This window comes from Nesterenkonia pannonica, assembly GCF_019575955.1.
Lineage (GTDB): Bacteria > Actinomycetota > Actinomycetes > Actinomycetales > Micrococcaceae > Nesterenkonia > Nesterenkonia pannonica.
Genome location: NZ_CP080575.1, coordinates 2,247,875 through 2,266,484, shown reverse-complemented (window position 1 = coordinate 2,266,484; position 18,610 = coordinate 2,247,875). Strand labels below are relative to the sequence as shown.

Annotated in this window: 20 protein-coding genes and 8 pseudogenes; 18 read left to right on the top strand and 10 right to left on the bottom strand. The window is 65.9% G+C overall.

Translation table 11 applies throughout. The features are described 5' to 3' along the window. Positions 1–31 precede the first annotated feature (31 nt). The 4 genes and pseudogenes from K0H76_RS16195 to K0H76_RS16180 all read left to right on the top strand — a co-directional run. Positions 32–1,140: pseudogene (locus tag K0H76_RS16195) on the top strand (NAD-glutamate dehydrogenase); the annotation flags it as partial. 68 nt (positions 1,141–1,208) lie between these two features. Continuing rightward, a pseudogene (locus K0H76_RS16190) lies at positions 1,209–2,939 on the top strand (NAD-glutamate dehydrogenase); the annotation flags it as partial. 73 nt (positions 2,940–3,012) lie between these two features. Then, entirely contained in the window at positions 3,013–3,444 is a 432-nt protein-coding gene (locus K0H76_RS16185) for an NAD-glutamate dehydrogenase (protein ID WP_258933638.1), read from the top strand. Continuing rightward, positions 3,444–4,937: pseudogene (locus K0H76_RS16180) on the top strand (PAS domain-containing sensor histidine kinase); the annotation flags it as partial. The gene K0H76_RS16185 and the pseudogene K0H76_RS16180, both read left to right, overlap by 1 nt. Before the next feature lie 44 nt (positions 4,938–4,981). Here the strand turns inward: K0H76_RS16180 and K0H76_RS16175 are convergent. Beyond that, positions 4,982–5,230 (bottom strand): WhiB family transcriptional regulator, encoded by a 249-nt coding sequence (locus K0H76_RS16175; RefSeq protein WP_146341967.1) that lies wholly within the window; start codon positions 5,228–5,230, stop codon positions 4,982–4,984. 352 nt (positions 5,231–5,582) lie between these two features. Between K0H76_RS16175 and K0H76_RS16170 the strand changes: the two genes are divergently transcribed. Continuing rightward, positions 5,583–5,966: a hypothetical protein gene (locus K0H76_RS16170; RefSeq protein ID WP_146341203.1), complete on the top strand. Its 384-nt coding sequence runs from the start codon at positions 5,583–5,585 to the stop codon at positions 5,964–5,966. Between the two features lie 92 nt (positions 5,967–6,058). On the opposite strand, the gene rplT is transcribed toward K0H76_RS16170, so the two are convergent. The 3 genes and pseudogenes from rplT to infC all read right to left on the bottom strand — a co-directional run bounded on the left by rplT (position 6,059) and on the right by infC (position 7,619). Next, the gene (rplT, locus tag K0H76_RS16165; RefSeq protein WP_146341204.1) at positions 6,059–6,445 is read right to left on the bottom strand and encodes a 50S ribosomal protein L20; all 387 of its coding nucleotides are present in this window, start codon (positions 6,443–6,445) and stop codon (positions 6,059–6,061) included. Positions 6,446–6,496: 51 nt separating this feature from the next. Further along, complete coding sequence (gene rpmI / locus K0H76_RS16160; protein WP_146341205.1) at positions 6,497–6,691, bottom strand: 50S ribosomal protein L35; 195 nt, start codon at positions 6,689–6,691, stop codon at positions 6,497–6,499. A 221-nt stretch (positions 6,692–6,912) separates the two neighbouring features. Further along, positions 6,913–7,619, bottom strand: a pseudogene (gene infC, locus K0H76_RS16155) (translation initiation factor IF-3). A gap of 94 nt (positions 7,620–7,713) precedes the next feature. Between infC and K0H76_RS16150 the strand changes: the two are divergent. The 3 genes and pseudogenes from K0H76_RS16150 to K0H76_RS16140 all read left to right on the top strand — a co-directional run bounded on the left by K0H76_RS16150 (position 7,714) and on the right by K0H76_RS16140 (position 9,420). Continuing rightward, positions 7,714–8,103 carry a DUF1844 domain-containing protein gene (locus K0H76_RS16150; RefSeq protein ID WP_146341207.1) on the top strand — a complete coding sequence of 130 codons (390 nt, stop codon included), beginning with the start codon at positions 7,714–7,716 and terminating at the stop codon, positions 8,101–8,103. Positions 8,104–8,106: 3 nt separating this feature from the next. Next, positions 8,107–9,083, top strand: a pseudogene (locus K0H76_RS16145) (RNA methyltransferase). Between the two features lie 10 nt (positions 9,084–9,093). Next, on the top strand, positions 9,094–9,420 hold the full coding sequence (locus tag K0H76_RS16140; protein WP_258933637.1) for an RNHCP domain-containing protein: 327 nt from the start codon (positions 9,094–9,096) through the stop codon (positions 9,418–9,420). Here K0H76_RS16140 and K0H76_RS16135 read toward each other — a convergent pair. The 3 genes from K0H76_RS16135 to K0H76_RS16125 all read right to left on the bottom strand — a co-directional run bounded on the left by K0H76_RS16135 (position 9,410) and on the right by K0H76_RS16125 (position 10,323). Beyond that, entirely contained in the window at positions 9,410–9,841 is a 432-nt protein-coding gene (locus K0H76_RS16135) for a DUF4870 domain-containing protein (protein WP_146341210.1), read from the bottom strand. The two genes, K0H76_RS16140 and K0H76_RS16135, sit on opposite strands and share 11 nt — an antisense overlap. Before the next feature lie 101 nt (positions 9,842–9,942). Further along, on the bottom strand, positions 9,943–10,065 hold the full coding sequence (locus K0H76_RS16130) for a hypothetical protein (RefSeq protein ID WP_258933636.1): 123 nt from the start codon (positions 10,063–10,065) through the stop codon (positions 9,943–9,945). A 9-nt stretch (positions 10,066–10,074) separates the two neighbouring features. Further along, the gene (locus tag K0H76_RS16125) at positions 10,075–10,323 is read right to left on the bottom strand and encodes a hypothetical protein (protein ID WP_258933635.1); all 249 of its coding nucleotides are present in this window, start codon (positions 10,321–10,323) and stop codon (positions 10,075–10,077) included. A gap of 56 nt (positions 10,324–10,379) precedes the next feature. Between K0H76_RS16125 and K0H76_RS16120 the strand changes: the two genes are divergently transcribed. From K0H76_RS16120 to K0H76_RS16110, 3 genes are read left to right on the top strand one after another with little or no spacing between them, the layout of a single operon-like run. Continuing rightward, positions 10,380–10,841 (top strand): undecaprenyl-diphosphate phosphatase, encoded by a 462-nt coding sequence (locus tag K0H76_RS16120; protein ID WP_258933634.1) that lies wholly within the window; start codon positions 10,380–10,382, stop codon positions 10,839–10,841. A 40-nt stretch (positions 10,842–10,881) separates the two neighbouring features. Continuing rightward, complete coding sequence (locus K0H76_RS16115; protein WP_146341212.1) at positions 10,882–11,184, top strand: DivIVA domain-containing protein; 303 nt, start codon at positions 10,882–10,884, stop codon at positions 11,182–11,184. Positions 11,185–11,236: 52 nt separating this feature from the next. Next, entirely contained in the window at positions 11,237–11,407 is a 171-nt protein-coding gene (locus tag K0H76_RS16110) for a DUF3117 domain-containing protein (RefSeq protein WP_146341213.1), read from the top strand. 518 nt (positions 11,408–11,925) lie between these two features. On the opposite strand, the gene K0H76_RS16105 is transcribed toward K0H76_RS16110, so the two are convergent. Next, positions 11,926–12,138 carry a hypothetical protein gene (locus tag K0H76_RS16105; protein ID WP_258933633.1) on the bottom strand — a complete coding sequence of 71 codons (213 nt, stop codon included), beginning with the start codon at positions 12,136–12,138 and terminating at the stop codon, positions 11,926–11,928. Positions 12,139–12,148: 10 nt separating this feature from the next. On the opposite strand from K0H76_RS16105, the gene K0H76_RS16100 reads away from it, so the two are divergent. Genes K0H76_RS16100 through K0H76_RS16090 form a run of 3 tightly spaced genes read left to right on the top strand, consistent with a single transcriptional unit; the run spans position 12,149 to position 13,484 of the window. Then, positions 12,149–12,559 carry a hypothetical protein gene (locus K0H76_RS16100; protein WP_258933632.1) on the top strand — a complete coding sequence of 137 codons (411 nt, stop codon included), beginning with the start codon at positions 12,149–12,151 and terminating at the stop codon, positions 12,557–12,559. Continuing rightward, positions 12,559–13,023 carry a hypothetical protein gene (locus K0H76_RS16095; RefSeq protein WP_258933631.1) on the top strand — a complete coding sequence of 155 codons (465 nt, stop codon included), beginning with the start codon at positions 12,559–12,561 and terminating at the stop codon, positions 13,021–13,023. Before K0H76_RS16100 ends, K0H76_RS16095 begins: the two co-directional genes overlap by 1 nt. Positions 13,024–13,073: 50 nt before the next feature. Next, positions 13,074–13,484 (top strand): twin-arginine translocase TatA/TatE family subunit, encoded by a 411-nt coding sequence (locus K0H76_RS16090; RefSeq protein ID WP_258933630.1) that lies wholly within the window; start codon positions 13,074–13,076, stop codon positions 13,482–13,484. Positions 13,485–13,567: 83 nt separating this feature from the next. On the opposite strand, the pseudogene K0H76_RS16085 reads toward K0H76_RS16090, so the two are convergent. After that, positions 13,568–14,687, bottom strand: a pseudogene (locus K0H76_RS16085) (Mrp/NBP35 family ATP-binding protein). A gap of 63 nt (positions 14,688–14,750) precedes the next feature. On the opposite strand from K0H76_RS16085, the gene K0H76_RS16080 reads away from it, so the two are divergent. Continuing rightward, the gene (locus K0H76_RS16080; RefSeq protein WP_258933629.1) at positions 14,751–15,599 is read left to right on the top strand and encodes a hypothetical protein; all 849 of its coding nucleotides are present in this window, start codon (positions 14,751–14,753) and stop codon (positions 15,597–15,599) included. Here K0H76_RS16080 and K0H76_RS16075 read toward each other — a convergent pair. Next, positions 15,537–17,017, bottom strand: a pseudogene (locus K0H76_RS16075) (aminopeptidase P family protein). The gene K0H76_RS16080 and the pseudogene K0H76_RS16075 overlap by 63 nt on opposite strands. Positions 17,018–17,041: 24 nt before the next feature. Here K0H76_RS16075 and K0H76_RS16070 point away from each other — a divergent pair. The 3 genes and pseudogenes from K0H76_RS16070 (at position 17,042) to K0H76_RS16060 (ending at position 18,593) form a co-directional block, all read left to right on the top strand. Further along, positions 17,042–17,890: pseudogene (locus K0H76_RS16070) on the top strand (PHP domain-containing protein). Beyond that, positions 17,887–18,186, top strand: coding sequence for a TetR/AcrR family transcriptional regulator (locus tag K0H76_RS16065; protein ID WP_258933628.1), 300 nt, complete (start codon positions 17,887–17,889; stop codon positions 18,184–18,186). The pseudogene K0H76_RS16070 and the gene K0H76_RS16065 overlap by 4 nt, the downstream one beginning before the upstream one ends. Beyond that, positions 18,183–18,593, top strand: a complete 411-nt coding sequence (locus tag K0H76_RS16060; RefSeq protein WP_258933627.1) for a hypothetical protein — start codon at positions 18,183–18,185, stop codon at positions 18,591–18,593. The genes K0H76_RS16065 and K0H76_RS16060 overlap by 4 nt, the downstream gene beginning before the upstream one ends. Positions 18,594–18,610 lie beyond the last annotated feature (17 nt).

Below are 18,610 nucleotides of genomic sequence, written 5' to 3'. Positions count from 1 at the left end.
CCAGCAGCTGCAGGACGAGCTGGCTCGGGCCGTGCGCTCATGGAGCGAAAGCCTCGCCGCGGAGGCTGCCAGGAGGTACAGCAGGAAGCAGGCGGATCGCATATCGACGCGGTGGGCCGAAGCGTTCCCCGAGGACTATCGGGTGCTCTACGAGGTCACGGACGCCCTCGACGACGCCGCCGAATTCGAAACGCTGGAGCATGAGCCGCAGGCTGGACCGCGGCTCGGCTTCGCGCCGCCGCAGAACGGCGACCCGGCCGACCTGCGCCTCAAACTGTATCTGGACGAGCCCAAGACGCTCACCGATACCCTGCCGATGATCGACGATTTCGGCCTTGAGGTCCTCGATGAGCGTGCCTACACCGTCACGACCGAGGATGGGGTCAGCCTGTACCTCTATGATCTCGGGCTCTGCTACCCGCAGGGGTCGACCCCCAAGAGACTCTGCCGATGTTCAAGGAGGCCTACCGAGCCGTCCTGACCGGACGGGCGGAGTCAGACGTCTTCTCGCGACTGGTGCTGACCCTGCGGCTCAGCATCCGCCAGGTCACCGTCCTGCGGGCCTACGCCAAGTACATGCGCCAGCTGGGAAGCGTGCACTCCTATGACTTCCTGGCTGAGGCCCTCGATGACCACCCGCAGGCTGGTCGTGCCCTCATGTCCTACTTCACCGCCCGGTTCGACCCTCGGCTCTCCGGGCCGCGCGAGAACGCTGAGGCTGCGTGCCGAGGAGCGGTGCTGGAGGCGCTCGAGAACGTCGCCACACTCGATGCGGACCGTGTCCTTTCAGGCTTCCTGAACCTCATCGACTCCACTGACCGCACCAGCCTCTACCAGGGGCACGAGCGGATCAGCTTCAAACTGCGCCCACAGGCCATCACGTCTGCCCCGCAGCCCCGCCCGGCGCACGAGATCTGGGTCTATTCCACTGAAGTCGAAGGCTCACACCTGCGCTACGACGCCATCTCACGAGGCGGCCTCAGGTGGTCCGACCGCGTCGAGGACTTCCGCACCGAGGTCTTGGGCCTGGTCAAGGCTCAGATGGCCAAGAACGCGGTCATCGTGCCCTCGGGCGCCAAAGGTGCCTTCTACCCCAAGCGACTGCCCGAGAACGGAAGCCGCGAAGAGATCCAAGAGGCGGGTCGAGAGGCGTACAAAACCTTCATCCGCGCTCTCCTCGACCTCACCGATAAGCAGGTGCGAACCCCATTGAGGAGTCAGACGCCGGGAATGGAGCGCCAGCGGGTGCTCAGGACTTCCGGACAACAGTCACCCACCCCGACAATGTCGTCTGCCATGACGGGGACGATCCCTACCTCGTCGTCGCCGCCGACAAGGGAACCGCGACGTTCTCAGACACCGCCAACCGAATCAGCCAGGAGTACGGGCATTGGTTGGGAGACGCATTCGCCTCCGGCGGTTCGGCTTACTACGACCACAAAGTCATGGGGATCACCGCACGAGGTGCTTGGGAGTCGGTGAAGGCGCACTTCGCGACACTGGGCCACGACACTCAGTCGCAGGACTTCACGGTGATCGGCATCGGCGATATGGGCGGCGACGTCTTCGGCAACGGCATGCTGCTCTCCGAGCACATCATGCTGACGGCGGCCTTCAACCACCTGCACATCTTCGTCGATCCCAACCCCGATCCCGCGACCAGCTTCCGCGAACGGCAGCGGCTCTTCTCCGCACCGCGGCGAGGCTGGGACGCGTATGAGTCTTCGCTCATCTCGGCAGGCGGCGGAGTCTTCTCCCGTGAGGCGCGCAGCATCGCGATCACCCCGGAGATGCGCGAGCGATTCGACATCGGTGAGGAGGTCGAGACGATGACTCCTCCGGAGCTGATCCGTGCGCTGCTGGCCGCACCCACGGACCTCCTGTACAACGGAGGCATCGGCACCTATGTGAAGGCCCGCCACGAGACCCACGAACAGGTGGGAGATCGCGCCAACAACGCAATACGCGTCGACGGTGAGGAGCTCCGAGCGCGAGTTGTCGCTGAGGGCGGGAACCTGGGGCTCACTCAGGCCGGGCGGATCGAAGCTGCGCAGCACGGACGGCTGGTGAACAACGACGCCGTGGACAACTCCGCCGGGGTCGACTGCTCGGACTACGAGGTCAACATCAAGATCCTGCTCGATCAGCTGGTCAGTGCAGGGAAGCTGGACCGGCAGGAGCGCAATCCGCTGCTGGAGAGCATGACGGAGGAGGTCGCTGAGCTGGTCCTGACGACCAACCGGGATCAGAATGTGCTGCTACTGATCGACCGGCAGCGCATCGCCGAGTGGACTCCCAGCTTTGCACGGCTGATCAGCTGGCTTGAGGAGACCGCAGGCCTGAACCGAGATCTGGAGCAGATACCTGACAGCTCCGCGCTGGCCGCCAGGACAGAGTCCGGCATCCCGCCTCTGACGGCTCCTGAGCTCTCTGTGCTGCAGGCCTACATGAAGATTCAGCTGAAGGAGGCGCTCACCGCCTCCGATCTTCCCGATGACCCATGGTTCGCAGGAACGCTGGCCTCCTACTTCCCCGCGCAGATCCGCGAGAGCTACGGCGATCTGCTGCCGCAGCACCCGCTTGCCCACCGGATCGTGGCCACCCGGCTGGCCAACGATTCGGTGAACCTCGGAGGCTCCACATTCGTCTTCCGCACGATGGAGGAGACTTTCGCGGCTGAGGACCAGGTCATCAGAGCCTTCGTGATAGTCCGGGAGCTGTTCGACCTGGTGTCATACGACGCGGCGCTGCGGCGGCTGCAGGTGTCCCTTCCCACCGAAGAGTTCGCCCGGCTGTACATGGACATGCGTCGGTTCGTCGACCGATCCGTCCGATGGTTCTTGGGCCGTCCTAGGACGCAGCTGACGATCGCTGAGGAGATCGAGGCCTATCGCGAAGCCACAGACCCTCTGTACCGCCGTCTGACGGAGTACTTGGGCGATGCCGATATCCAGAGGCTCGCTGCCGACCGCAGCGACCTGATCGACCTCGGTGTGGGGAGGAGCTCGCCTCATGGACCGCCGAGCTGTTCGAGTCCTTCCTCTTCTGGACGTCGCCGCACTCACCCACCGCTTGGGCACGGACCCGCAGGAGACTGCTGCGGTCTACTACAGGGTGTACACGGACTTCGACGTGGAGACGCTGCTGCGTCGCATCAGCGCCCTGCCGCGACGGGACAAGTGGCAGGCTCTGGCCAGAGGAGCCCAGCGCGATGAGCTGTACTCCGCCGTCAAGAGAATCGCCGAGGCGGTGCTCTCCACGACGGAGAGCGGCGACGATGATCCCGTGGGACGCGCAGCCGAGCGGCTCCGTGCCTGGAAGGACTCCCACCGAAGTCAGGTCGATCGCGCCGAGCGGCTCATGGCGGACCTCCCTGATGGAGATGAGTCCCTCGCCTCGATCACTGTTCTGCTGCGGCACCTTCGTGGGCTGGTGAGCAGCTGATGAGCCATTTCGGCGAGCGTCTCAGTTCGAACCGGCACTTGGGGGAGGACGACGTCGAATGGCTCCACGCCCTCATGGGTGACTGGCAGCTCATCGCAGACCTCTCATACTCCGACCTTGTTCTGTGGGGCCCTCACACGCCTGAGGGCTACGTCTCCGCGGAAGGACGCTCGTATGTGGCGCTCTCGCAGGCGCGGCCCTCGACCACCCAGACCATCATTCCCCGAGACATCGTGGGCGACCGGATACGCGCAGACCTGAAGGCGGTGGTCGAGCGCGCCTGGACCTATCGAGTGGAGACGAACTCCTCCGACCAGGGCCAGCCCTACCCTCAAAGACGCGGGTGAGCGCACTCCCGCTGGTGCGACGCGATCGCAGCGGCCAGCGCCGCACCATCGGAGTGATCACGATGCACTTCGCGGTATCAGCGCTGCGCTCACCCTCGAGGATGGAGCTCACCTACAGGCGATGCGCCACAGAGATGCTTGAGATGGTCTCCGCCGGAGTGTGGCCCGACCCTGCGCAGGAGTACACCGGGTATTCGGGCGCCCCCGCGTCGGGGACGGCCTGCTTCGCCTCGACAGTGAGGGCAAAGTGACCTTCGCCAGTCCCAACGCCGTCTCAGCGCTGCTGCGCCTGGGTGTGAACGAAGCGCTTGAGGGCAGGTCGCTGGCCGGGATAGGCGCCGAGCTGCAGCGGGCCACAGGCGTGGCCGTCGACGAGTCCCAGCCCCTGATGCTCACCGGCCGCAAAGCCCAGCGCAGCGAGCTTGAGGCACATGGAGCTGCGGTCACGCTGCGAACGATCCCCTGCACCGGGGCCTTCGGCAGGGGAGGGGAGAGGTTCGCGGCGCTGGTTCTCTGCAGAGACGTGACCGAGCTGCGCTGGCGCGAGAAGCAGCTCATGAGCAAGGACGCCACGATCAAAGAGATCCACCATCGCGTCAAGAACAACCTTCAGACGGTGGCGGCCCTGCTGCGCATGCAGTCCAGGCGCATGGACTCCGCTGAAGGCAGGGAGGGCTCGCGCGTGCCATGCGGCGTGTGCAGACTATCGCAGTGGTGCATGACTCCCTCTCGCAGGGTTTGGAGGAGAGCGTCGACGTCGATGAGCTGATGCGGCGGCAGCTTCGACTGGCCGCCGAAATGGCCCAGTCCGAGAAGTATGCCGCCACCCAGCTCCGAGGCAGCTTCGGCCAGCTGCTTACCGATATGGTCACTCCGCTGGCACTCGTCGTCACAGAAGTGGTGGCGAACTCAGTGGAGCACGGGTTCGGTGAGGGGCAGACAGACCTCACCGTCGTGATGGAGGTCAGCCGCCATACCGACGCTGCAGGGCGAGAGCGCCTCGACGTGGAGATCATTGACGACGGGGTCGGCCTTCCGGACCAGGACTGGGAGCCGGGACTGGGGCTGCAGATCGTCAAGACCCTCGTCAGGGGCGAACTGTCGGGCTCCATCGAGTGGATGTCTGCCGACGAAGGCGGAGGAACGAAAGCAGTCCTGCGGGCCCCATCCTGGGATGAGGGTCAGGAGAATCAGCTGGCGCGACGAGCGCGGGCGGCGCGGCGCTTCAGCGCACGGCGCTCATCCTCGCTCATGCCGCCCCACACACCGGAGTCCTGTCCGGTGTCCAAGGCCCACTGGAGGCACGTATCCATGACCGGGCATCGGCGGCATACGCTCTTCGCCTCTTCGATCTGCAGAAGGGCCGGGCCAGTATTGCCTACAGGGAAGAAAAGCTCGGGGTCCTTGTCGAGACACGCTGCTCGGCTGCGCCAATCCACGGCGATCACTGCTCCTTGGGGGCTGCCACACGGACGTGCCGCGGGCTCGGGTGCGTAGAGCGGGTGATGGAAACATCTTCCCGCAGCTCTCAAGTGGTGCGTGGGATAGGGCGCGGAGTCAGTCGGAAGGCCCACGCCCGGGGAAGAAATCCATTACCCGTCTGGGTACGCAGTCCAGGCTGACATGTTATACGAAGGTAAACAAGACCTATCAGCGGGTTAATTTTCGGCACTCGGCGTGATTATTATCACAGTCGGTAACAGTCGGGACTGTTGCGGTGTCGGCCCGGCGGCTCCCCGGTGATTCAATGGGGGAATGTCTGAGATCTCACGTCCCCGCCGACCCCTGTCGGTGCTTTTCGTCTATCTGATTCTTTTTCTCCAGGGCGGGTTCATCATTCTCGGTGCCGTGGCAGAGGTCGTTGTCAGTGAGGCCGCTGTTCTTGACACGGCGGGAGTGATCGCGCTTCTTGTGCTGATGCTTCTGACCGGCGCCATTCTGATTCTTCTGGGGTTTCAAGTATTTCGCGGCTCGGCCGCGGCTCGTACGCCAGCCATGGTGCTGGAGCTGATGATCGTCATTCTGTCGGCCTCCTTGCTGGTCGGCGGCGGACTGAACGCCGGTTTCGCAGCCCTGGGCCTGCTGCCGGCAGCAGCCGCTCTGATTCTTCTCTTTATCCGCCCCACTCAGCAGTGGCTCGACGAAACGCCTGAGCCTGACCCTAAGGATGCATAGGGCGAGGGCTGGGTCTGCGCATATGAAAGGCGCCCTTCCCCACAGTGTGGAGAAGGGCGCCTCTCTGCTCAGCTATGGTCGCCGACGAGGAGTCAGACTGCAGCCTTAGGGGCGTTGACATCCTCGGGCAGTCCGCTGCGCGCGGTCTCAACCAGTGCTTCGAAAGCCTTGGCATCGGACACTGCAAGCTCTGCCAGCATGCGACGGTCCACCTCGACGCCCGCAGCCTTCAGGCCTTGGATGAAGCGGTTGTAGGTCATGCCGTTGGCGCGAGCCGCAGCGTTGATCCGCTGGATCCACAGGCGACGGAAGTCACCCTTGCGCTTTTTGCGGTGCTGGTAGTTGTAGGTGTAGCTGTGGAGCAGCTGCTCCTTTGCCTTGCGGTACAGGCGGGACCGCTGTCCGCGGTAGCCGGAGGCCCTGTCAAGGACCTTGCGGCGCTTCTTGTGCGCATTCAGTGCGCGCTTCACACGTGCCATACGTCGTTCTCCTGAAGTTCTGTCGAAAGTCTCTGCCGGTGCTGGGCTGTATCAGCCGAGCATCTTCCTGATCCGCTGCTCATCACCTTTGGTGGTGACGATCTGGTCTTTGGCCAGGCGGCGGGTAAGCCGGGATGACTTGTGCTCCAGGTAGTGGCGGCGGTTGGCCTGCTGGCGCTTGATCTTGCCGGAGCCGGTGAGCTTGAAACGCTTCTTGGCCCCCGAATGGGTCTTGTTCTTCGGCATAGTGCCGTACTCCTTACATCGAACGGACCTGCAGCACCTGTGCAGCGGCACGGAGGTGCATGGCGGTGCAGAGGTGGATCGGTTCGCCCCATGAGCGACGATCCCTTTTCATGCGGGCTGATGACGTACGGCGCAGCAGATGTGCGCACGGTCAGCCAGACCCAACGACACAGTCTAACGGGTCACGCCGGTTCTCGCATGCTCGACGCCGGCGCTGCGGCTCAGAGGTTCTTGAGCTCGTCCGGCAGGTAGTCGGCCATGGAGTTCGAAAGGGACTTGGCGTCCTTCGGGTCCGTCGAAACCTTCTCCTGACGCTCCTGCGTCTTGCGGGCACGGCCTTCCTTCTTGGCTCTGGCCTGGGCCTTGTTGTCCTCGTTGTCCGAGGGAGCGTCGGAGTCCTGCTGCTTGGCCTGCTGTGCCTTGGTGCGCAGAGGTCCGACGACCATCACCATGTGACGACCGTCCTGGCGCGGGCTCGACTCCACCTGGCCCAGGTCCGCGACATCCTGGCTGAAGCGGTCCAAGAGCCGGACACCCATCTGCGGACGCTGCTGCTCACGTCCGCGGAACTGGATCATGGCCTTGACCTTGTCGCTTACTCGAGGAATCGCCGCGCATGGCCGACCTTGGTCTCATAGTCGTGATCGTCGATCTTCAGGCGGAAGCGCACCTCTTTGAGCGCGGTGGTGGCCTGGTTCTTGCGGGACTCGCGAGCTTTGACGGCCGACTCGTACTTGAACTTGCCGTAGTCCATCAGCTTGCATACCGGCGGCTTGGCCTGTGGCGCAACTTCCACCAGGTCCAGATCAGCCTCCGCTGCCAGTCTCAGGGCGTCGTCGATCTTGACAATGCCGACCTGCTCGCCGTTCGGTCCGACGAGCCGAACTTCGGGCACACGGATGCGGGTGTTGATACGTGGTTCGCTGATCTGTCCTGCTCCTGCTTCGGGTTCAAGGGGAAAGTGCGGTGTACGGTCAGCATTGGTTCGCCGACCCCACTCAGACTGTGAGAATCTTACCAGCATGGACACGCCTCAAAACAGCCCTGCCCCCGGCTTGGAGCCGGAAGACCTCGCAGCCGCAGTGGGCGGCCAGGCCCGAGACATCTCCGACGTTCCGGCTGTGGAGCTCATCAACACCGTCTCGGTTCACCTGATGAGCGCCGCCGCGGTCAAGGTCGGCCTCGCTGAGGGCCCTCAGGCCGCCGAGCTGAAGGACCTGGATGAGGCCCGCAAGCTGATCACAGCCCTTGCAGGGCTCGTGACCGCAGCAGCCCCTGAGGTCGGCTCGACCCATGCGGCGCCGCTGCGCGACGGGCTGCGCTCTCTGCAGCTGGCGTTCCGCGAAGAGTCGGCCATTCCTGACGCTCCCGGCAAGGGACCAGGCGAGAAGTGGACCGGAGCGGTGAACTGAGCGGTGGCTCACCACGAAGATGTCCTGAGCAGTCCTAAGTCGGATCGCGTCCGTAAGGTCGCGACTCTTGCCACGGCCAAGGCCAGACGGCGCGAGGGGCTGTTCCTCGCAGAGGGTCCGCAGCCGGTTCGAGAGGCGCTCAGGGCCTGGCTCGAGCGCTACGAGGAGCCTGGCTCGGATGCCGCGGCGGAGCGCCGGTCGTCGGGCTCATACAAGCCTGAGCTCGATGCGCTGTACTTCGATCCCCAAGCCCTCGAGCGCCACTCCGACGTCGAAACGCTGCTGGACAGGGTGCGCGGCGTCCTCTTCGATCCTCAGGCGAATCTCCCGTCCGCGGGCCGGGTCTTCCTGCGCGAAGCCGCGCCCGAGGTCTTGGAAGCAATGGGCGACGCAGAGACGTCTCAGGGGATCATCGCCGTATGCCGCATACCTCAGGCACAGCACATTCCTGAGGGCTCTGCGCTGGTCGCGGGTCTGATGCAGGTGCAGGATCCGGGCAACGTCGGAACCATCATCCGCGCCGCCGACGCGGCGGGGCCGATGCCGTGGTCCTCTCGGCCGGAAGTGTGGACCCTTGGTCGCCGAAGGTGGTTCGAAGCGCCGCAGGCTCCCATTTTCACCTCCCGCTGATCACCGGCGCTGATGCCGCTCGGGCGGCTGAGGAGGCTCGACGCTCGGGGCTGCAGGTTCTGGCAGCCGATGGCCGCGGCGAGATCTCCCTGGAGCAGATGACTCGAGCCGCCGGTGCTGACGCCGACGAGTCCGGCGGCAAGGAGCGCTCTGCTGAGGCTCTCCATGAGCCGCGCGCATCGGCGCCGACGATGTGGCTGTTCGGGAACGAGGCCCACGGCCTCGGCGAAGCGGAGCGAGGCGCCGCAGACTCCGTGGTGTCCATTCCGATGTACGGCCAGGCTGAGTCGCTGAACGTCGCCGCCGCAGCAGCGGTCTGCCTGTACACCTCAGCCATGGCTCAGCGCTGAAAGAGCCGCAGTGGGCCTCTACGCTCCGGGTTCGCGCGGTGAGGAGAACACGGGCTTCGCATGTGTGCGCTGCGGTGAGCTGATCCCGGCTCATCCGCGCGGCTCGTACCGCAACCATTGCCCGCGGTGCCTGTGGTCCAGGCACGTGGACGTCTTCCTGGGTGACCGTGCTGCGCACTGCTTGGGCCCGATGCGGCCGGTCGCCGTGGACTATTCGGGCAAGAAGGGGTATGTCCTCATCCACCGATGCACGGTGTGCGCGGCAGAGGACAGGAACAGGGTCGCGCCGGATGACGACTTCGACGCCGTCGTGGAGCTCCAACGCCCTAGCGGATGAACGGAATGGCCCAGTAGCGGAACCGTCGGCGCTGATATGCGCGCACCGCGCCGATGATGGACAGCACAAGGTTCAGGACGAAGAGGGCCAGGGCGCCGAGCCAGAAGAGGCCGTAGCCCGCCATGAAGCCCACCATAGGTCCGTCTCCGCCTGCTGCGCCGGTGATCGCCGCCGTCGCAAAGAGGCCGACCGCGGCGCCTATTCCGAGAACCCCGACGAGGATCAGCGTCAGCTCCCAGTTCAGAGCACTGCGGCCGTGGTCGTTGATCAGTGCGCTGCGACGGCGCAGCACCAGCCAGATCACCAGCGGTACGATCAGCGAGAAGCCGAATCCTCCGAGGAGGAAGCGGCCCAGGTGGATCGCCACGCCCCACCCCTGCTCCTCGCCGGGACGGAGGGGAGGCTCGGGCTGAACAGTCATGCCTCACAGGGTACCGACTGCTGAGGAATGCAGACGCCGCGTGCGAGGACGCGATACAGTGCCGCGGTGACATTTTGGGAAGCCGTGCTCCTGGGCGCGATTCAGGGGCTCTTCATGTTCATTCCCGTGAGCTCGTCGTCCCATCTGGTGATCGCTGAGCACTGGTTGGTGGAGCAGGGGTCACCGCTGCCCAGCCCGGACAGCCCGGAGATGATCTTCTTCAACCTGGTCGTTCACCTGGGAACCATGGTCTCCGTCGCAGTGGTGATGTGGTCGCCGCTGAAGCGGCTGCTCGTGGGCACCGCACGTGAGCTGCGGCTTCTGACCAGGCGGCGCACGCTGCGCCACCTCATCCACATACGTCTGATGCTGCTGGGCGTGATCAGCGTCGGCATCACGGGCAGCCTGGGCCTCATCATCAGAGAGTTCGGCACCGGGATCTTCGCCGTGCCGTGGGTGGTCGCCGTCTTTCTGTTCATCACCGGGGATTCTCTGGTGGACAGACAGCGTGCGGGGAACATGGCGCGGCGCAGGTCAGATGACGATCTGGGTGGCGGTGGTGATCGGCCTGGCTCAGGCCGTGGCTCTCTTCCCCGGCATCTCGCGCTCCGGCATCACGATCGCCGCTGCTCTTGCGCTGGGCATGCACCGACGGATCGCAGCGCAGTACAGCTTCTTCATCGCCATCCCCACCATTCTCGCCGCCACAGGCGTTCAGTCACTGAGCCTGGTGGGGCACCGGGACGGCTTCAGCATCGGGGCCGAGGCTTACTGGGCGGCCTTCTTCGTCTCCGCAGCAGTGGGGGCCGCCGCCCTCTGGGGCGTGCTCAAACTGCTCTACCGCGCTCGCTTCCGTGTGTTCGCCGTCTACGTAGTCCTCTTCGGGGTCTTCATCCTGATCTTCCAGCCGGACCTCTCCGATCCCCTGTCGTCGACGAGGTGCCCGTCGAGGAGGAGCAGATGGAGCTGCGCGACCACATCGACTCCCATGAGGGGCTGAGCAGAGGCTCCCGGGCGTCCAGGGGCAGTAGTCTGGCGTCATGATGTGGCTCTACTTCGCAGCGCTGGCCGTCATCGGGCTGATCGTCACGGTGCTCGCAGGGCGCTGGGGCGGCGCACAGCCCTCAGCGGAGGAGGCACCCGGAAGTCCTGACGGGCTGGAGGAGGTCCTTGCTCACGCAGCGTCGGAGGACCGGGAGCTGACGGCGCAGGATCTCGACGCAGTTCAGCTTCAGACGGGATTCCGCGGCTACCGGATGGATCAGGTCGACCGGCTTCTCGATGTCCTGCGGGATCAGCTCGCGGAGGCCCGTGCGCAGGAGCGTGACACGTCCGGCGTGTGAGGTGGATAATAGGGTCGTCAGAAATGGACGACTTTGAGAGGGAACCAACTCGATGGCTGCTATGAAACCGCGTACTGGCGACGGTCCGATGGAGGTCACTCAGGAAGGCCGCAGCCTGATTATGCGCGTTCCCATCGACGGCGGAGGTCGTCTGGTGCTGGAGATCAACAACGACGAAGCGGAGTCCCTCAAGCAGTGCCTGATCGAGGCTGTGGGCCAGTAGCGACTGCCCTGACCTTGACGGCCGCGAGAAGCCCGGTGCCGGTGGGCAGCAGGGCAGAGAGCATCCGGTCGTCATCTTGACTCTGCGCTCCACCGTGCGCAGGGTCTGAGCGGAGTGCGCCCTGACGGCGGGCTTGGGCAGGCGGTCGCTGTCGAGCGCATCGCTGATGAGGAGCATTCCGCCGGATCGAAGCATGCGGACTGCTTCCTCCATGCAGCGTTCGAGCGTCTCTGCCGGGGTGTGGAAGTGAACCACGTCGTACGACCCTGAGGCGAGACGCGGCAGAACGTCCTCGGCGCGGCCTGAGATGAAACGGGTTCTGGCGCTTCGCAGATTCGTCTGGGCGCACAGGCTTCGCGAGGCGGCCAAGCAGTCCGGATCCGCCTCAATTCCAGTCAGGACGACGCCTCGGCCTGCGTCAGAGGAGCTCGCGCCCCGCAGGAGCGCGAGGGACGCCAGGCCCACGCCGCTTCCCACGTCGACGATGCTCTTCGCCCGGTTAGCGGCGGCCAGCATGCTCAGGGCGGCCGCGGTGCCGGGGTGACGGCGCTCACGCCGAGCTCGCGGGCCAGGGCTCTCGCTCGGACGGCTGGGTCGGACTCCGGCAGGTGCTCCTCTGCGTAGGCCCAGCTGGTGTGCTTGCTGGTGGGGCCCCGGCGGTCATGATCCCACCCCTTCAGGCATCGTTCTTCTCCGGCGAATTTCAGGTTCTTTTCAGGCGGCGTCCGCATAATCATTCCGATGCCACGTGACGTCGGCGAGCCATATGCCGCACCGCACACCCTGAACCGTGACTCTACCCCGACCCCAGAGGTCCAACGCGTTCGGGGTCATCGTCGTCTCTCCGTCGGGTCGGTGCTCATCTTCGTCGCCGGGTGCTTGGCTGCGCTGATCGGCGCTGCGGTGTTCACGGCGTGGCTTCTGGGAGGGCGCTCTGCGGGCCCTCCGCAGGATGTGCAGGCGCTCCTGCCCTCGCCTCAGCTTACTCCGGAGACGGCTGCGTCTCTGCAGGGCGGAGACGAGGCGAATGAGACGTCCGGGGAGATGCTTCGGGACCTCATGAAGGAGAGACCGCTGCTCTTCTGCCGGGGGCGCGCGAAGAGGCTGAGATCTACGAGATTCCTGTCGAGAGCCTGGCCCACCTCAAGCTGATGGGATGGACGGTCCCCTACTTGGAGCGGACTGATATGCAGGCGGACCACGCTGAGACAGGCGTCGTGGAGGGTGTGCGCACCATACGCATCCATATGGCGAACAGCGACCATTGGATCAACGTCTCCGAGACGAGGGCTGAGCAGGGGGACTGGAGCTCAAGCCTCTGGAGGAGGCCATGGCGAACTCCGAGGGAGCGGAAGCCGAGGGCGACGGTGAGCTCCCTCAGCAGCGGCCAGACCGGCAGTCTCCTGCTGGGAGAGGACTACTGGACCTCCGGCGCGGAGCGGGCTGGTGTCCAGTACGTCATCAGCTCCGATCTTCCCAAAGCTCATGCGGCCGAGATCACCTCATGGGTCCTGGCCACTGACCGCTCACGGCTGCAGGTGATGCCTCACGAGCCTGGCGCTGCCGACCGGCTCGAGCGAGGCTTCGACGAAATGGGGTCGTGGTTCTCCGACTGAGCCCTGACCCGGCGCGCAGCGCCTACCCCGTGTCCCGATAGGGTGGTTCCGTGCCCGGGATCAATGCCTACGAATTTCTGGTGCTCCTGCTCCTGGCGGTGATTCTGCTGGGGCCCGAGCGGCTGCCTCAGTACGCCCAGAAGCTGGGCCAATGGGTTCGCCAGGGGCGCCGCATGGCGGAGGACGCGAAGGTGCGCTTCCGTGAGGAGACGGGGACCGACTTCGACGAGGTCGACTGGGACAAGTACGACCCCGGCAGTACGACCCCCGGCGCATCATCCGGGAGGCGCTTGCGGAGGAGGCCGACGAGCTTCGCGGAACCGGCGAGGAGCTGCGCCGGGCCGCTGACCCCAGGGCACTGTTCAGCAGCGGTCCGAAGAAGGTTTACGGCGCGATGGCGGCCGGAGTGGCAGGCGCAGCAGCCTCAGGAACGGGCGCGGATGCTGGGGCGGCCTCCCTGAGCCCCTCGGGCGACTCCGGTTCTGACCCTGCGGGGCAGCTGCCTGCGCCTTTCGACATCGACGCCACCTGACGCCTCACACGTTCAGAGGAAGGAGCGTCCCTGAAGCCCTCGGCCCTGCGCGGTCAGCTTCCCAGCGATCTCGCGCAGAGCTGAGCTTACTGGTGAGTCGGGATGCGACACAGACACGGGTGCACCGTCATCGCCTGCCTGACGCAGTGTGGTGTCCAGGGGACGGACCCCAGCAGGGGAACGGCTGTTCCGAGCCGATCTCCGAGGCGGTCCGCCACAATCTGTCCGCCGCCGGAGCCGAAGAGCTCCAGCACAGACCCGTCCGGCATGGTCATCGGCCCCATGTTCTCGATGACGCCAGCGACCCTCTGCTCCGTCTGGGAGCTGAGAGCGCCTGCCCGCTCGGCCACGTCGGCGGCGGCTGTCTGGGGGTCGTCACCACCAGCAGCTCGGAGTTGGGGAGCAGCTGAGCCACGGAGATCGCGATGTCGCCCGTGCCCGGAGGCAGGTCGAGCAGCAGCGCATCGAGGTCGCCGAAGTACACGTCCGTGAGGAACTGCTCCACGGCACGGTGGAGCATGGGTCCCCGCCATGCCACCGCCTGGTTGCCCTCGACGAACATGCCGATCGAGATGGTCTTCACCCCGTAGGCCACAGGTGGGAGGATCATCTCGTCCAATCGGGTGGGCCTGTCCGTGATGCCCATGAGCCCGGGCACTGAGAAGCCGTGCACATCAGCGTCGACCACGCCCACCTTCAGCCCCTGCTCGGCCATGGCGCAGGCGAGGTTGACGGTCACTGAGGATTTGCCGACGCCGCCTTTGCCGGACGCGACGGCGTAGACCTTGGTCAGGGAGTCCGGGTCCGAGAAGGGTTGGTCCTGCCGCCTCCCGCGCGCAGCTGCTCCTTCAGAGCGGCCCGCTCCTCGGGGCTCATCACGTGGAGGTCCACCTCCGCGGTGGTGACGCCCTCGGCGCGGACGGCGGCTGCTGCCACATCTTCGACGATGCGGCTGCGCATCGGGCACGCTTCGATGGTGAGCTTGACCTGGATCTCCGCTGCGCCGGCTGTCGTCGACGGTGACATCGCCGACCATGCCGATCTGGGTGATCGGCAGGCGAAGCTCCGGGTCCATGACCTCGTCCAGGCGGCGCCGGATTCGGTCAATCACCGTGGGATCAGTTTCAGGCATGACGACCATTGTCTCAGTCGGAGCGGGGCTGGTCAGCAGAACCTGAAACAATGCACGGTATGAGTGTTCAGCCTACCCAGGTTTGCTGCTGCGCATGGTCTGCCCACCGGTGAGCTGCTGGGCCGATACCGAACGTACGACGACGCCCAGAAGGTGGTCGACCACCTTGCCGCAGCGGAGGGCTTCGACATCAAGGCGCTGAGCATCGTCGGCAATGACCTGCGCAGCGTCGAGCACATTCGCACCCGGCTCTCCTACCCGCGGGTGGCTCTGGGCGGAGCCGCTCAGGGAGCCATATTCGGCGGATTCATCGCCATGATCTTCTACCTCTTCACGCCGGAGACACCGCTGATCGAACTTGCCTCGATCGTTCTTCTCGGCGCCGCCGTGTGGATGATCGCTTACACCATCGGCTACGCGGTGCGCAAGGGGCGCCGCGATTTCGCATCGGTCTCCCAGCTGACGGCCACCACGTATGACGTCGTCTGTGACTTCGCAGTCGCAGGCCGGGCCCGTCAGCTGGTGAAGGAGGCAGGTGTGATGAGCCTCAACGCGCAGAACGACCCCACGGGACGCTCCGGGAACCTCGGCGGTGAGCGCTTACGCGCTCCCGAGCCCTCTTCGGGAACGGGGAAGAGCGCCGACTCTGGTGGGCACACGTCCCCCAGTCCTCCTCCGAGGAGCAGGCCAGGCAGCGTGCGGCCCAGTGGCAGACCAGTGACGGCCTACCGCGCTACGGGGTGCGTCGCGACGATGCGGAGTCCGACGCGTCAGCTCAGGCGACGGTGCCGGAGGCGCAGCCCGACAGCGCCGCAGATGACCGGTCAGACTCCGCGGCGCCTCCCGCGATCAGCCTTGAACGCGGCGGATCCAGGCCTCCACATCATCCGTTGTGCGGGGCAGGGCCGCTGAGAGGTTCTCGTACCCGTCTTCGGTGACGAGGACGTCGTCTTCGATGCGAATGCCGATTCCGCGGTACTCCTCCGGAACGGCAAGGTCCTCGTCCTTGAAGTAGAGGCCCGGTTCGATCGTGAAGACCATTCCCGGCTCCAGCTCGGCGTCGAGGTAGAGCTCCCGCTTGGCGGCGGCGCAGTCATGGACGTCCAGGCCCAAGTGGTGGCTCGTGCCGTGAGGCATCCACCGCCGATGGTGCTGCCCCTCCGCGGAGAGCGCCTCCTCGAGGCTGACCGGCAGGAGGCCCCACGCGTCGAGATGCTCGGCGAGGACCTGCACGGCTGCGGCGTGGATCTCCCTGAACTCACCCCGGGCCGCACGACGGCGAATGCGGCGTCGGCGGCGCTGAGGACAGCGTCGTAGACCTTCCGCTGCTGGGCGCTGAAGGTTCCCGAGACGGGGATGGTCCGGGTGATGTCAGCTGTATACAGTGAGTCGACTTCGACTCCGGCATCGAGCAGGAGCAGCTCGCCCGGGCTTACGCGTCCTGTATTGCGGATCCAATGAAGGATGGTGGCGTTGCTGCCTGACGCGGCGATGGTGTCGTACCCGAGATCGTTGCCTCCAAGCGCGCCCGGGCGAAGAATGTCCCCTCGATGAGCCGCTCGCCGCGATCGTGCTCCAATGCTGCGGGCAGGGCGCGGACCACGTCCTCGAAGCCGCTCACCGTCGCGGCGACCGACCGGCGCAGCTCGGAGACCTCGTGCGAGTCCTTGACCAGCCGGAGCTCGGAGAGCAGCTGGCCCAGCGCGGCATCATGGGCACGGGCCTGCTCGGCGTCGACGCCGTGCTCGGAACGGGCTGCTTCGACCACTGCGTCCGCCTGCGGATCTGCCTCTCGCACGACGCGGATGCCCGTGACGCCGGCTGTCCTGCCTGCGGCGGCAGGGAACTCATCGAGATCGCGGGCCGAGATGCCCAGGCGCGCCTCCATGTCTTCGAGGGTGGGCCGGGGACCGATCCAGAACTCGCCGTGCCTGGCGCTCGCGTAGAACTCCTCGCTGTCCCGGCTTACCATGGGCTTGAAGTAGAGGGCAGCGTCGTGGCCTCCGTCCTCGCGGGGTTCGAGGACCAGCACGGCCCCGGGCTCATGGTCCGTGCCTAGGCCGGTGAGGTGCGCGAAGGCGGAGTGGGGGCGGAACCGGTAGTCGGTGTCATTGGACCGGGTCTTCAGCGGTCCCGCGGGGATGATCAGTCGTTCGCCTACGAAGTGCGCTGAGACGCGGCCGCGGCGCTCTGCGGCGAACCCGGCGGCTTCGTCCCGGGCCGGCACTCGCCGGAGGCGGAGCCCACCTGGAGCCCATGAAGTCCTTGAAGGCCTGGGAGGCGGGACGCTGGGATCGGGAGGAGGTCTGCTTCACGTCGTCGTCGTTCATGCTCACCACAGTAGGGTAAGAGGAATGTACGACCTCCACGTGCACTCCGACGCGTCGGACGGCACCGAACCCCAGCGCAGGTGGTCGCGGCTGCGGCCCGAGCCGGTCTGAAGGGCGTCGCCCTGACTGATCACGACACCGCCGCCGGGTGGGAGGAGGCGTCTGCGGCGGCCGTCCGCCATGGTCTGCTGCTGATCCCTGGGGCTGAGATCACCGCTCAGGCGGGACCTGTGAGCGTCCACGTCCTCAGCTACCTCCATGATCCGGAGCACCCGGCTTCGCCGCCATGAGCAGCGCAGTCCGCAGGGGAAGGGTGGCCAGGGCGCAGAGGATCGCGGAGAACCTCGGCCGAGACTTCGACCTCTCCTGGACTGACGTTCTCGCCCAGGTGGGGCCTGACGCGACGGTCGGCCGACCTCACATCGCAGACGCCCTCGTCAGCGTGGGCGTCGTCGCTGACCGGAGCGAGGCGTTCGCCCGACTGCTGCACAAGGGCACCAAGTACTACGTCGCCCAGCAGAGCCCGAGTCCGTCGGAGGCCGTCGCGCAGATCCGCGACGCCGGGGAGTGCCGGTCATCGCCCACGCCATGGCCTCGACCCGAGGCGAGACTCTGAGCACAGCCCAGCTGGAGCGGATGGTGGAGGCCAGCATGCTGGGAGTCGAGATCCATCACCGCGACAACACGCCGCAGGGCAGGAGGCTCCTGAAGGAGCTCGCTGAGCGGCACCGGCTGATCGTGACCGGAGCCTCCGACTACCATGGTGCAGGAAAGCCCAACCGCCTCGGAGAGAACACCACAGACCCGGAGATGGTGCGCCGCATCCTCGAGGCAGGATCCGGCACCCCGCCGGTCGGAGAGGTCTCCCTATGAGCAGCGATGCGGCCTCGGCCCCTCACCCCAAGCGACGGCTCCCGCGAGCGCAGCGTCGGCTGCAGCTGCTCGAATGCGCGCAGCAGCTGTTCGTGGCCAAAGGCTTCCACGCCGCCTCCATGGATGACATCGCCGAAGCGGCCGCCGTGTCCAAGCCCGTGCTCTACCAGCACTTTCCGGGCAAGCACGAGCTCTTCCTCGATCTGCTCGACACCCATCTGCAGGAGCTCACCGGCGAGCTCACCGCAGCGCTGGTTACGAGAAGCCCAACCGGGAGCGGGTGGAGGACACGGTGACGGCCTTCTTCACGTTCATCGCGCGTGAGGACGAGGCGTACCGGCTGGTCTTCACCGCCGGAATGGACCACGACGAGGCGGTGGCGGCGCGGCTCTCCCAATTCCACTCCAGAATGGCGACGGCGATCGCTGAGCTCATCGTCGAGGACACCGGGCAGCCGATCGCGGAGGCCACCATGATCGGCCACGGTCTCATCGGAATGGCGACCCAGGCTGCCCGCCACTGGAACCGGCTCTCCGAACGTCCGCCCATGGAGGTCTCCGCAGAGCTTGCGGGCTTACTGGCGTGGAAGGGAATCAGCGGCTTCCCAAGGAAGCTCCTGGTGCGAGCAGGAGATCCGCAGGCGACCCGCCCCGCCCGTGAGCCCTGCGATTTGCGCGCGAGCGTTAGTATCGACGCAGGATAAGCACAGGTTTCGCGTGC

Bases quoted from the DNA above. Each gene is read 5' to 3' on its own strand.
- K0H76_RS16185 (WP_258933638.1), top strand. From the start codon at position 3,013: ATGGACCGCCGAGCTGTTCGAGTCCTTCCTCTTCTGGACGTCGCCGCA.
- rplT (WP_146341204.1), bottom strand. From the start codon at position 6,445: ATGGCACGTGTGAAGCGCGCACTGAATGCGCACAAGAAGCGCCGCAAG.
- rpmI (WP_146341205.1), bottom strand. From the start codon at position 6,691: ATGCCGAAGAACAAGACCCATTCGGGGGCCAAGAAGCGTTTCAAGCTC.
- K0H76_RS16150 (WP_146341207.1), top strand. From the start codon at position 7,714: ATGGACACGCCTCAAAACAGCCCTGCCCCCGGCTTGGAGCCGGAAGAC.
- K0H76_RS16135 (WP_146341210.1), bottom strand. From the start codon at position 9,841: ATGACTGTTCAGCCCGAGCCTCCCCTCCGTCCCGGCGAGGAGCAGGGG.
- K0H76_RS16120 (WP_258933634.1), top strand. From the start codon at position 10,380: ATGACGATCTGGGTGGCGGTGGTGATCGGCCTGGCTCAGGCCGTGGCT.
- K0H76_RS16115 (WP_146341212.1), top strand. From the start codon at position 10,882: ATGATGTGGCTCTACTTCGCAGCGCTGGCCGTCATCGGGCTGATCGTC.
- K0H76_RS16110 (WP_146341213.1), top strand. From the start codon at position 11,237: ATGGCTGCTATGAAACCGCGTACTGGCGACGGTCCGATGGAGGTCACT.
- K0H76_RS16105 (WP_258933633.1), bottom strand. From the start codon at position 12,138: ATGCGGACGCCGCCTGAAAAGAACCTGAAATTCGCCGGAGAAGAACGA.
- K0H76_RS16100 (WP_258933632.1), top strand. From the start codon at position 12,149: ATGCCACGTGACGTCGGCGAGCCATATGCCGCACCGCACACCCTGAAC.
- K0H76_RS16095 (WP_258933631.1), top strand. From the start codon at position 12,559: ATGGGATGGACGGTCCCCTACTTGGAGCGGACTGATATGCAGGCGGAC.
- K0H76_RS16065 (WP_258933628.1), top strand. From the start codon at position 17,887: ATGAGCAGCGATGCGGCCTCGGCCCCTCACCCCAAGCGACGGCTCCCG.